Here is an 11,477-nt window from a genome sequence, read left to right on the forward strand (position 1 = left end):
CACATGATTGAAGCCCACGCCTTTTCATCGATTCAGGCCATCGAACGCGACGCCTGGAATGAGTGTTTTCCAGACGCGCTGGAGGATTGGGATTACATCGTGGCGGTAGAAAAGGCCGGCATTGAGGGGTTCAACTGGCGTTACCTGACGCTGTTTGAAGGCCCGACCCTGATTGCCGTCGCCACCGCCTTCACCACCTGCTATCGCCTGGACACCACTGTGCAAGGGGTTGGCAAGCGTTTTACCGAAGCACTCCATCGAGTGCTGCCGGGGCTGATGCAATTACCGCTGTATGCCATCGGCTCGCCGGTCACCGAACAATGCCGCGCCGGCACCGCCCGCCACATCACCCCGTCACAGCGCCCCGCGCTGTTAGGCCGCTTGCTGAGCCTCGCGCAGCAGGATGCCCGCGCGCTGGGCATCGGCCTGATGGCAGTCAAGGACGTGCCGAGCCATGACGACGATTGGGCAAACAGCTGCAAAGGCGCCGGGTTTCAGTCCATGCCCAGCTTGCCGAGCGCGCTGCTGCCTGTGCCGTTTGACTCGGTCGACGGTTACTTGGGTTCGCTGGGCAAATCCACCCGCAAAGACATGCGCCGCAAATGGCGCGCGCCGGGGCCGCAGGTCGAGTGGCGCAGCCACATCGACGACGTGCTGCCCGACGTCATGCGTTTGTACGAAGCCTCGCTGGCGCGCAGCGACCTGCAATGGGAGCGCTTACCCCCCGCGTATTTCACGGGTATCCTCCAGCAACTGGGTGACCGGGCCCTGTGCGCGCTGTACTGGATCGATGACACGCTGGTGGCCTTTAATCTGGTGCTGCTCGATGAGCACCGGTTGATCGACAAGTTTTTCGGCCACGACCTGGCGCTGACCCGCGAATACAACCTGTATTTCAGGAGCTGGCTGGTGAACGTCGACTACTGCATCCGCAATGGCATCGGGCTATACGAATGCGGGCAAGCCGGTTACGCCAGCAAGATTCGCCTGGGCTGCACGTTTGAAGGCAACACGCTGTTTTTTCGTCATCGCAACCGGCTAATCAATAACGCGCTCAAACTGGTCAAATTGTTTATCCGCCCTGACCGCCATGACCCTGCCATGGCCGCCGCTATAAGCGAGTCCTAATGCCGACCACGCCCGACGCATCGCGCCCCCCGCAACCGTTCAAGGTCTCGCGCTGGACCGTGCAACGCAAACTGGTGCTGGCCTTCTGGCTGGTGAGCGTGATCCCGACCATGATCGCCGCCGAACTGGCCGCCACCACGCTGTCGCAGATTTTCGACAGCAACGTGCGGGTCTGGCTGCAAGAGTCGACCAAGATCGTCAAGGATGAGATCAGCGAAATCCTCGCGGACAACGCCCGAGTGGCCAAGCTGTTCTTGCAGTACACGCACCCGCAGACCGACCGAACAGTCATTCGCCACGAACGGCTGACCGCCGACATTGCCGATGCCTTGGGTATCGATGTGGTCGCCCTGATTCGCGACAGTGACCACAAAGTGGTGTTCAGCACCGCCAGCGACAACATTGTCGATCAGATCAGTCTGGCGCCGAACGCGGTGTTGCAGACCATCAAGGTAGGCGAAGTGCCGACTGGCACCGTCGTCTCGACGTTCCCTACTACTCAGGACGGTGTGGATTACCAGTTATTGGTCGCGACCTACATGGACAGCAGCTTCCTGACCAGCGTGGCCGAAGTCCACTCGCTCGACTTGCGGCTCTATCTGCACAACCCCAGCGGCTTTGCCGAGATTTTCTCCAGCCAGCGCTTTGAAGACCGCCAACCCACGGTGCCTCAGGCCATTGAGCAAACCCTGCGCGACACCAAACTGCCCAGCGAACAGTTCACCAGCCGCTACAGCGGTTTGTACTGGCCGATTCTGAACGACACTGGCGAACTGCAAGGCGTGATTTACAGCGGCCTGCTGCGCCACACCAGCCTCGTAGGGCTGGTCAACCAGACCAACCTGTTTGTGCTTATTTTCCTGCTCGGTTCGGTACTCTCGCTGACGGTTGGCTGGCTGGTTTCCGAACGCCTGACACGCCCGTTGCGGGCGCTTTCCGAAGGGGTGCGCGCCGTCACGGCGGGGGATTACAACCAGCGCGTGGCGGTGTCCGGTAACGATGAACTGGCTGAGCTCAGTAGCACCTTCAACCACATGACGGTGCGTTTGGGTCAGCTGCATCACCTCGAAGCGCAACTGCGGCGCCGCGATCGCCTGCACGCGCTGGGGGAAGTGGCCATGGGCCTGGCCCACGAAATCCGCAACCCGCTGGGCATCATCAAAACCGCCACCCAATTGCTGCACCGGCGCGCCGACCTGGGCGACAACGACAAGCGCCACCTTGAGTACGTGGTCAGCGAAGTCACGCGCATCAACGACCTGATTACCGAGTTTCTCGACTTCGCCAAACCCAGTGCGCCCGTGCGCTGCGTTCAGCCCGCACAGCCTCTGGTGGAGGACATTCTGGGGTTCTGCAAACCTGAACTTGAGTCTCATCGCGTTGAAGCCCGCATCGATGATCAGGCACCCGGCGCCACCTTGTATGCCGATGCGCGGCAGTTGAAGCAGGCGTGCCTGAACCTGATTATCAACGCCATCGACGCCATGCCCGACGGCGGCCACCTCACCGTCGGCATTGCGCAGGAAGACGATTACACCGTCATCAGCATTACCGACACGGGCGAAGGCATTGCGCCCGACATGATGGAGCGGATTTTCACGCCCTTTGTGACGACAAAAGCCTCGGGCACAGGCCTGGGGCTGGCCAAGGTGTTCTCAATCATGGACAGCCACGACGGCCGCATCGAATGCGTCAGCGACAAAGGCGCCGGTGCCACCTTCAATCTGTATATTCCGGCCCACGGAGGGGATGAGTCATGAGTCATAACGTGCTGGTGGTCGACGACGAACCGAAGCTGTGCGACCTGCTCAGTTCGGCACTCAGCCAGAACGATGTGCAGGTGTTCACGGCAGGCAATGGCTTGCAGGCGCTGGCGATCCTGGAACAGCAAGACATTGACCTGGTGATCAGCGACTGGCGCATGCCGGGCATGGACGGCCCGCAATTGCTGGCCGAGGTCAAACAGCGCTACCCGCAGTTGCCCGTGATTGTGATGACCGCGTACAGCACCGTAAAAAACGCCGTCCAGTCGATGCGCAATGGCGCCTACGACTACATCGCCAAACCCTTTGACATTGACGAGCTGGACATCACCGTCAACAAGGCCCTGCAATTTCGCGACATCTTGCGCGACAACGCCCGCATGCGCGCAGAACTGGACGAACATCAGCACGTTGATAGCCTGATCGGTGACAGCCCGAGCTTTCGCCGCGTGTTGCAGGCCATCGACTCCGTGCGTGACAGCAGCGCCACCATTCTGCTGACCGGCGAAAGTGGCACCGGCAAAGAGATGGTCGCCCGCGCCATTCACAAGCATGGCAGCCGCGCCGACAAGCCGTTTGTCGCGGTCAACTGTGCGGCGATTCCTGAAGGTTTGCTTGAAAGCGAGATGTTCGGCCACCGCAAAGGCGCGTTTACCGGCGCCGTAGCCGACCGTGTCGGGCGTTTTCTACAGGCCGACAAAGGCACGTTGTTTCTCGATGAAGTCGGTGACATGCCGTTGGCGCTGCAAGCCAAGATTCTGCGCGCGCTGCAGGAGCGAGTCATCGAGCCGGTGGGAGATCCCCGCGAGCGCAAGGTCGACGTGCGAGTCATTGCGGCCACCCACAAAAATCTGCTGGAGGCCGTGGCCAATAAAGAGTTTCGCGAAGACTTGTACTACCGCCTGAATGTGTTCCCGATCCCACTACCCGCCTTGCGCGAGCGTGTGGAAGACATTGCCCCGCTGGCCCGCCACTTCGCCCACAGCCTGGGCGCGACGGCCGGTAAACGCATCACCGGCTTTAGCCCCGACGCCTTGCAGGCCATGGCCGAATACAACTGGCCGGGCAACATCCGCGAACTGCAAAACTGCGTTGAGCGCGCCACCATCGTGGCCACCAGCCAGACCATTGAAGACAGCGACTTGCCGCCGTACCTGTTTACCCCACAACCGAATCAACACGGCGCCGTACCGGAATCGGGCCCCAGCGTGCCGCCGGACCTTGAGGCCGCCTTGGCCGAGGTCGAGAAAGCGTACATCCTGGCGGCCTTGCAACAGGCCAACGGCGTGCAGGCGGCTGCGGCGCAATTGATCGGTATTTCAGAAAGAAGCTTTTGGTATCGACTGAAAAAGCTAAACATCCATGTCGAAAAAATAGCCCGCTAAAGTCAGACCACTTCAGCCCGTAGCTTGCGGGCGGCGGCCACCATGTTGATCAACGCAGCTTCGGTCTCGGCCCAGGCGCGGGTTTTGAGGCCGCAATCGGGGTTGACCCACAACCGTTCTGCCGGGATGCGCTGCGCGGCCTTGCTCAGCAATTTGACCATTTGCGCCGTGTCCGGCACCCGTGGCGAGTGGATGTCATAGACCCCCGGTCCAATGTCGTTCGGGTAATCGAACGCTTCAAAGGCCTCCAGCAACTCCATGTCCGAGCGCGAGGTTTCGATGGTTATCACGTCGGCATCCATCGCGGCAATCGACTGGATCACGTCGTTGAATTCGCTGTAGCACATGTGGGTGTGGATCTGGGTTTCGTCACTCACGCCCGAGGCGCACAGGCGGAAGGCTTCCACCGCCCAGTCCAGGTACTCCTGCCACTGCGCGCGGCGTAACGGCAAACCTTCGCGGAACGCCGCTTCGTCAATTTGCACAATCTTGATACCGGCTTTTTCCAGGTCGAGCACTTCGTCACGGATGGCCAGCGCCAATTGTCGCGCTTGCACGTGGCGCGGCACGTCTTCGCGCGGGAATGACCACATCAACATGGTCACAGGACCGGTCAGCATGCCCTTCATGACTTTGTCGGTCAGGCCTTGGGCGTACGTGATCCACTCCACGGTCATGGCGTTGGGGCGGCTCAGGTCGCCAAAAATGATCGCCGGTTTCACGCAGCGCGAACCGTAGCTCTGCACCCAGCCATAGTGAGTAAACACGTAGCCGTCCAGTTGCTCGGCGAAGTATTCGACCATGTCATTGCGTTCGGCTTCGCCGTGAACCAGCACGTCCAGACCGAGGCGCTCCTGAGTCTCTACGGCATTGCGGATTTCACTGTGCATGGCGTCGGTGTATTCGCTGGTCGACAACTTGCCCTGTTTGTACGACTGACGCGCCAGACGAATCGAAGCGGTCTGCGGGAAGGAGCCGATGGTTGTGGTCGGAAACGCTGGCAGGTTCAAGCGCGCACGCTGCACTTCAATACGTTCGGCAAAGGGCGATTGACGCTGGCTGTCAGCAGCCGTGATGGCCTCCAGGCGCGCTTGCACCGCCGGTTTATGGATGCGCGGCGAGTGGGCACGGCTGTGCTGTAGCGCGCGGCTTTCGGCCAGCGCCAGTTGCACCTTTGGGTCTTGCGGGATGTTCAGTGCGTCACGCAGCACGGCGATTTCGCTGCATTTTTGTTTGGCGAAGGCGAGCCAGCTTTTGAGCTCCGCGTCCAGTTGGGTTTCGCGGTCCAGGTCCACCGGGCTGTGCAACAGCGAGCACGAACCGGCGACCCACACATTGTCCCCAAAACGTTCTTCGGCCAGTTGCAATTGCGCCAAGGCGTTTTCCAGGTCGCAGCGCCACACGTTGCGACCGTTGACCAGCCCCAACGACAGCACTTTGTAGGTCGGCAAGCGATCCAGAATCCCGTGCAACTGGTCCTGAGCACGCACCAGATCAACGTGCAGCCCTTCCACCGGCAGGCTGACCGCCAGACCGAGGTTGTCTTCCAGCCCGCTGAAGTAAGTCGCCACCAGCTTTTTCAGGGGCGAGTACTGAAGAATGTGATACGCGCGTTCGAAGGCGTTTTTCCAGGCTTGCGGCAAGTCCAGCGACAGGATCGGCTCGTCGATCTGCACCCACTCCACCCCTTGCTCAGCCAGGCGCGAAAGGATCTGTGCGTACACCGGCAGCAGGTTTTCCAGCAGGTCGAGTTTGTCGAACGCGTTGCCTTTGGCCTTGCCCAGCCACAGATACGTCAGCGGACCGATGATGACGGGCTTGACCTTGTGGCCCAACGCCAGCGCTTCATCGACTTCCTCAAACAGTTCGTTCCAGCTCAGCTCGAAGCGCTGAGCCGGCGTGAATTCCGGGACCAGGTAGTGATAGTTGGTGTCGAACCACTTGGTCAGTTCCTGAGCGTACTGGCCTTGGCTGTGTTCGCCGCCGCAGCAGCTGTGGCTGGCGCCACGGGCCATGGCGAACAGGGTGTCCAGGGTCGGGCGGCCGTTGTTGTCCAGCGTGTTGGCGAAACGCGCCGGGATCGCCCCGAAGGTCAGCGAGTGGGTCAGTACCTGGTCGTACCAGGCGAAGTCGCCCACGGGCAGCAGATCAATACCCGCGTCTTTTTGCAGTTGCCAGTGTTTGGCGCGCAATTCACGGCCCACGGCTTGCAGCGCGGCGTGGTCGATGTCGCCTTTCCAATAGGCTTCAAGGGCTTTTTTAAGTTCGCGATCCGCGCCGATGCGTGGGAAACCAAGATTGTGGGCCAGGGCCATGACGGCATTCCTCCATGTCAGTAATGGCCCAATTATCGACAGACGGTGCAACATGAGACAAACTCAACGTTTTCGTGTTCATCATCAAAATTACTCATGGAGCACCCGTGCTGGAAATTCGTCACCTCAAAACCCTGCACGCCTTGCGCGAATCCGACAGCCTGGTGGAAGCGGCAGAACGCCTGCACCTGACCCAGTCGGCGTTGTCTCATCAATTCAAAGAGTTGGAAGAACGCATGGGCATGCCGTTGTTCGTGCGCAAAACCAAACCCGTGCGCTTCACCAGTGCCGGTTTACGCCTGTTGCAACTGGCCGACGCCATGTTGCCGCTGATGCGCAGCGCGGAGCGTGATATCGCGCGCCTGGTGGGCGGCACTGCCGGACGCCTGCACATGGCCATCGAATGCCACAGCTGCTTTCAGTGGCTGATGCCGACCATCGACCAGTTCCGCGATGCATGGCCCGAGGTGGAGCTCGATCTGGCCTCGGGGTTTGCCTTCGCCCCGCTCCCGGCGCTGGCCCGAGGCGACCTGGACCTGGTGGTGACTTCCGACCCGCAGGAGATTGCGGGCCTGACGTATGTGCCGTTGTTCACCTATGAAGCCATGTTGGCGGTGGCCAATCAGCACCCGTTGGCCAGCAAGCCGTTTATCGTGCCCGACGACCTGAAAAGCGAAACGTTGATTACCTATCCGGTGGAACGTGATCGCCTCGATATCTTCACCCGCTTTCTGGAACCCGCCGACGTGGAGCCCGCGCAAGTGCGCACCTCGGAGCTGACCGTCATGATGATGCAACTGGTCGCCAGCGGGCGCGGGGTCTGCGGCATGCCGCACTGGGCGCTGCATGAATACAGCTCGCGGGGCTATGTAAAGGCCAAGCGTCTGGGGGAAAAAGGCTTGTTCGCCACGCTGTACGCAGCCATTCGGGCAGACATGCTGGATGCGCCCTACATGCGTGACTTCCTGCTGACCGCCAAGGACACCTCGTTCTCGACGCTGGACGGTGTCAGCGCGGTGCGTTGACACCCGCTCTGCACCTGTCGACGCCGGGCGCAGCTATGCCGCTGCGCCTGCCGGGTCATCCGGTCGATTGACCTGCCGGCGCATGTGCACACGGTCGTAATAGTCCTCGCCCACCCTGATGGCGCAGTCTTCCAGGCCCGACTGTTGAAACCCGCAACGGGTGTACAGCGCCAATGCCGGGAGGCTGTTCGCACTCACCGTCAGCTCAATCACGTTGAGATCGGGTTCTTCTTCAGCCAGTGACAGCACGGCCTGCACCAACTGCTCGCCCAGCCCCTGCCCCCGGCAGTGCTCACCCACGTACAAGCCAAACAAGGTGGCCTTGTGCTGCATGTCTTCCCAAGGTTCGAACGCCAGACCGATAACCCCCACCAACTGCCCCTCCACAAACGCGCCATACAGCGTGCTCAGATCGTCGTCCAGCTGCGATTCCCACCAGCTCAACGGCATTGTTTCGCGACGGGTAATGCGGGAGACAAAGGCCTCGGGGTGGTGTGCGAACGCCGCAAGCATTAACTGGCGATACGCCCTGGCGTGTGAAGGGTTAAGCAGTTCTATAGCCATTACAGGTCCACGTCATACGGTTTTTCGTTGCTCCAGCATCAGTCTCACGGCCAGCGCAGCCAGCACCCCGCCCATCACATAACGCTGCACGGCCAACCACAGCGGGTTACGCACGAACCAGACGGCAATGCCGGAAGCGAACAATGCAATCAACAGATTCACGGTGAAACTGACGCTGATTTGCGTCAGGCCCAACAGGATACTTTGGATAAACAGCGAACCGTGCTCCGGACTGATGAACTGCGGAAAAATCGACAGGTAGAACATCGCCACCTTTGGGTTCAGCACACTGGTCAAGAACCCCATCAAAACCAGCCTTGACGGGGCATCCGGCAGCAACTCCCGGGCCTCGAACGGCGAGCGCGCGCCAGGCCGCACCGCTTGCCAGGCCATCCATAAGAGGTACAGCGCGCCTGCCCACTTCAAGGCTTCATAGGCCAGTGGAACCGCGAGGAACACGGCCGTAAGCCCGATCGCAGCCGCCAGCATGTGCACGAAAAAGCCGGCCACCACGCCTAGCAGCGACGTCACGCCCGCCTTGCGACCCTGACAGATCGAACGTGAGATCAGATAAATCATGTTCGGCCCGGGCGTCAGCACCATCACCAGACACGCGGCGGCAAACATCAGCACATCATGGGCAGGCATCAGGGACAGTCCTTGTCAGCAGTCAGTCGGGATCAGGCAGGAATAATCTGGCGGTAGAACGGCAAAATCACATCACGGGTCAAAGGGGCCAGGGTTAGGCCACCGTCCCCGCTCGGGTCAATCCACTGCACTTCCTCGATCTCCGCAGCCGGGGCCACGACCGTATCGATGTGCAGCAAAAACAGTTCGGCCTGCACTTCAAACCCCGGTTCATTCACCGCTGGCGCGCAAAAATGCCCCAAATAGGTGGCACGGGCCGGGTCGATCGTGAGCGCCAGCTCTTCTTCCAGCTCTCGGGCTAACGCGTCGATAGGTTGCTCATGGGCATCGATTTTGCCACCCGGCTGCATGAACGCCTGCGTGCCGCGCTTGCGCACCAGCAAGGTTTGACCGTCAGGGCCGATCAGCACGGCCGCCGCGATTCGAATGGTATTGGGAGGGATAGCGCAGGAAATATCTGAAGAACTCACAAGCATCAGCCAACTAACCAGAAAGAGCGCGAAGGATCACATGACTGCCCCCTGACGAAAAGACACAGATAGCGCGCTGCCAGCTTCAGTCTGTATGGTGAGGCCCTTGAAAGCCCCGTCATTGATGCGGTGTGCGTTCACGCCACGACTTTCGTCGGGATGCTGCGCCCTGCGAAATCTCGTTCAATGGCGAGTCTGCTTTCTGTACTGGCGCTTGCTTGATACAGGGCAAGCACCTCCCCGGGGAAACCTCCAGGCTAAAGAGAGGGTCCCAAGGGTCAGTACGCCATGTTTCAACGCCGCCTGAGCGAGCGCAGATTCATGTCGTACCGAGCCTGACCGCAGCGTGAGTCCCTGCTCGTGCTGCAGACGAGCCCTTCAGGCGCAATGGCCTGACTGAACAAATAAGCCTGAAACAGGAAACCGTATGAGCCTGTCACTGTTGAGCCGTTATGCGTTTTTTGCCTTTTGCGTGATATTCACGCTCGCCAGCCTGCCGTTCATGCACCACGAGTGGTTGTGGCCGTTTACCGCGGTCACCCTGGTGTTGAGCCTGATCGGTATTTTCGACCTTATGCAAACCCCCCATGCGGTGCGCCGCAACTACCCGATTCTGGGCAACATCCGCTACATGGTTGAAACCATCCGCCCGGAGATTCGCCAGTATTTGCTGGAGTCCGACAGCGATGCGCTGCCCTTCTCCCGCGCCCAACGCTCGCTGGTCTATTCCCGCGCCAAAAATGAAAGCGCTGATAAACCGTTCGGCACGCTGATTGACGTGTACCAGTCGGGCTTCGAGTTCATCGGCCACTCCATGCGCCCTGCGCCGCTGAGCGACCCGGCCAGTTTTCGGGTGATGGTGGGCGGCCCGCAGTGCACCCAGCCGTACTCCGCGTCGGTGTTCAACATCTCGGCCATGAGCTTTGGCTCCCTCAGCGCCAACGCGATCCGCGCGTTGAACCAGGGCGCCAAGCTGGGCAATTTTGCCCACGACACGGGCGAAGGCAGCATCAGCCCTTACCACCGGGAAAACGGCGGCGACCTGACCTGGGAACTGGGCAGCGGTTATTTTGGGTGCCGCACCGCCGACGGGCGCTTCGACCCGGAGCGCTTCGCCGTCCAGGCGCAAAACCCGCAAGTGCGCATGATCGAAATCAAGATGAGCCAAGGCGCCAAACCCGGCCATGGCGGGATCTTGCCTAAAGACAAAGTGACGCAAGAGATCGCAGAAACCCGCGGCATCATGATGGGTGAAGACTGCATTTCGCCGTCGCGGCACAGCGCGTTTTCGACCCCTATCGAGCTGATGCACTGGATTGCCCAATTGCGCGAGTTGTCCGGCGGCAAACCCGTGGGCTTCAAGTTCTGCCTGGGTCATCCGTGGGAGTTCATGGGGATCGCCAAGGCGATGCTCGAAACCGGCATCCTCCCGGACTTTATCGTGATCGACGGCAAGGAAGGCGGCACGGGCGCCGCCCCGGTGGAATTCACTGACCACATGGGTGCGCCCATGCGTGAAGGGCTGCTGTTCGTACACAACACGCTGGTAGGGCTGAACCTGCGCAGCAAGATCAAACTGGGCGCCAGCGGCAAAATCGTCAGCGCCTTCGACATCGCCAGCGTGCTGGCCATCGGCGCGGACTGGGCCAACTCCGCGCGGGGCTTCATGTTCGCCATCGGCTGCATTCAGTCGCAGTCGTGCCACACCAACCGATGCCCCACCGGCGTTGCCACCCAAGACCCCTTGCGCCAACGCGCACTGGTGGTGCCCGATAAAGCGCAGCGGGTGTTCCACTTCCACCGCAACACGCTTAAAGGGCTGGCAGAGATGCTGGCAGCGGCGGGCCTTGAGCACCCGTCACAGCTCCAGGCCAAGCACTTGGTACGTCGTGTATCGGCAACCGAGATCAAGCTGTTCTCCCAATTGCATGTATTTCTCAAACCCGGTGAATTGCTCACCGGCGAAGTGAATGGCGAATTTTATTCGCGCATGTGGCAAATGGCGCGCGCAGACAGTTTTGAGCCCAATGTGATTGCCGCCGCGTAAAGGTATATTCAACGACGCCGGGGCATATTAAACACATACCCCGGCCACCGAATGCCATTAAACCTAACCCCCTAACAGCGGGCAGTAAATAACTACTTTTGAATACTAAATACAGGTTCAAATTGTTACTTA

Annotated in this window: 9 protein-coding genes; 5 read left to right on the forward strand and 4 right to left on the reverse strand. The window is 60.3% G+C overall.

Translation table 11 applies throughout. The features are described 5' to 3' along the window. Nucleotides 1–3 precede the first annotated feature (3 nt). Genes BKD70_RS06345 through BKD70_RS06355 form a run of 3 tightly spaced genes read left to right on the forward strand, consistent with a single transcriptional unit; the run spans nucleotide 4 to nucleotide 4,276 of the window. Nucleotides 4–1,128 carry a GNAT family N-acetyltransferase gene (locus tag BKD70_RS06345; protein ID WP_047273959.1) on the forward strand — a complete coding sequence of 375 codons (1,125 nt, stop codon included), beginning with the start codon at nucleotides 4–6 and terminating at the stop codon, nucleotides 1,126–1,128. After that, entirely contained in the window at nucleotides 1,128–2,888 is a 1,761-nt protein-coding gene (locus tag BKD70_RS06350; protein ID WP_047273957.1) for a HAMP domain-containing sensor histidine kinase, read from the forward strand. The genes BKD70_RS06345 and BKD70_RS06350 overlap by 1 nt, the downstream gene beginning before the upstream one ends. After that, nucleotides 2,885–4,276, forward strand: coding sequence for a sigma-54 dependent transcriptional regulator (locus BKD70_RS06355; protein ID WP_047273955.1), 1,392 nt, complete (start codon nucleotides 2,885–2,887; stop codon nucleotides 4,274–4,276). The genes BKD70_RS06350 and BKD70_RS06355 overlap by 4 nt, the downstream gene beginning before the upstream one ends. A 2-nt stretch (nucleotides 4,277–4,278) precedes the next feature. Here the strand turns inward: BKD70_RS06355 and metE are convergent, their stop codons facing one another. After that, entirely contained in the window at nucleotides 4,279–6,591 is a 2,313-nt protein-coding gene (gene metE / locus BKD70_RS06360) for a 5-methyltetrahydropteroyltriglutamate--homocysteine S-methyltransferase (protein WP_047273953.1), read from the reverse strand. Nucleotides 6,592–6,698: 107 nt separating this feature from the next. On the opposite strand from metE, the gene metR reads away from it, so the two are divergent. Then, complete coding sequence (gene metR / locus BKD70_RS06365) at nucleotides 6,699–7,616, forward strand: transcriptional regulator MetR (RefSeq protein WP_047273951.1); 918 nt, start codon at nucleotides 6,699–6,701, stop codon at nucleotides 7,614–7,616. A 33-nt stretch (nucleotides 7,617–7,649) separates the two neighbouring features. On the opposite strand, the gene BKD70_RS06370 is transcribed toward metR, so the two are convergent. The 3 genes from BKD70_RS06370 to BKD70_RS06380 are packed head-to-tail and all read right to left on the reverse strand — an operon-like array spanning nucleotide 7,650 to nucleotide 9,304. After that, nucleotides 7,650–8,180 carry a GNAT family N-acetyltransferase gene (locus tag BKD70_RS06370; RefSeq protein ID WP_047273948.1) on the reverse strand — a complete coding sequence of 177 codons (531 nt, stop codon included), beginning with the start codon at nucleotides 8,178–8,180 and terminating at the stop codon, nucleotides 7,650–7,652. A gap of 12 nt (nucleotides 8,181–8,192) precedes the next feature. Next, nucleotides 8,193–8,828 (reverse strand): LysE family translocator, encoded by a 636-nt coding sequence (locus BKD70_RS06375; RefSeq protein ID WP_371304168.1) that lies wholly within the window; start codon nucleotides 8,826–8,828, stop codon nucleotides 8,193–8,195. 32 nt (nucleotides 8,829–8,860) lie between these two features. Next, nucleotides 8,861–9,304 (reverse strand): NUDIX domain-containing protein, encoded by a 444-nt coding sequence (locus BKD70_RS06380; protein ID WP_047273944.1) that lies wholly within the window; start codon nucleotides 9,302–9,304, stop codon nucleotides 8,861–8,863. Between the two features lie 421 nt (nucleotides 9,305–9,725). Between BKD70_RS06380 and BKD70_RS06385 the strand changes: the two genes are divergently transcribed. Continuing rightward, the gene (locus BKD70_RS06385) at nucleotides 9,726–11,345 is read left to right on the forward strand and encodes an FMN-binding glutamate synthase family protein (protein ID WP_047273942.1); all 1,620 of its coding nucleotides are present in this window, start codon (nucleotides 9,726–9,728) and stop codon (nucleotides 11,343–11,345) included. Nucleotides 11,346–11,477 lie beyond the last annotated feature (132 nt).

The organism is Pseudomonas sp. BS-2016 (genome assembly GCF_001806145.1).
GTDB lineage: Bacteria > Pseudomonadota > Gammaproteobacteria > Pseudomonadales > Pseudomonadaceae > Aquipseudomonas > Aquipseudomonas lundensis.

Coding starts and splice junctions, on each gene's coding strand:
- BKD70_RS06345 (WP_047273959.1), top strand. CDS start 4: ATGATTGAAGCCCACGCCTTTTCATCGATTCAGGCCATCGAACGCGAC.
- BKD70_RS06350 (WP_047273957.1), top strand. CDS start 1,128: ATGCCGACCACGCCCGACGCATCGCGCCCCCCGCAACCGTTCAAGGTC.
- BKD70_RS06355 (WP_047273955.1), top strand. CDS start 2,885: ATGAGTCATAACGTGCTGGTGGTCGACGACGAACCGAAGCTGTGCGAC.
- metE (WP_047273953.1), bottom strand. CDS start 6,591: ATGGCCCTGGCCCACAATCTTGGTTTCCCACGCATCGGCGCGGATCGC.
- BKD70_RS06370 (WP_047273948.1), bottom strand. CDS start 8,180: ATGGCTATAGAACTGCTTAACCCTTCACACGCCAGGGCGTATCGCCAG.
- BKD70_RS06375 (WP_371304168.1), bottom strand. CDS start 8,828: ATGCCTGCCCATGATGTGCTGATGTTTGCCGCCGCGTGTCTGGTGATG.
- BKD70_RS06380 (WP_047273944.1), bottom strand. CDS start 9,304: ATGCTTGTGAGTTCTTCAGATATTTCCTGCGCTATCCCTCCCAATACC.
- BKD70_RS06385 (WP_047273942.1), top strand. CDS start 9,726: ATGAGCCTGTCACTGTTGAGCCGTTATGCGTTTTTTGCCTTTTGCGTG.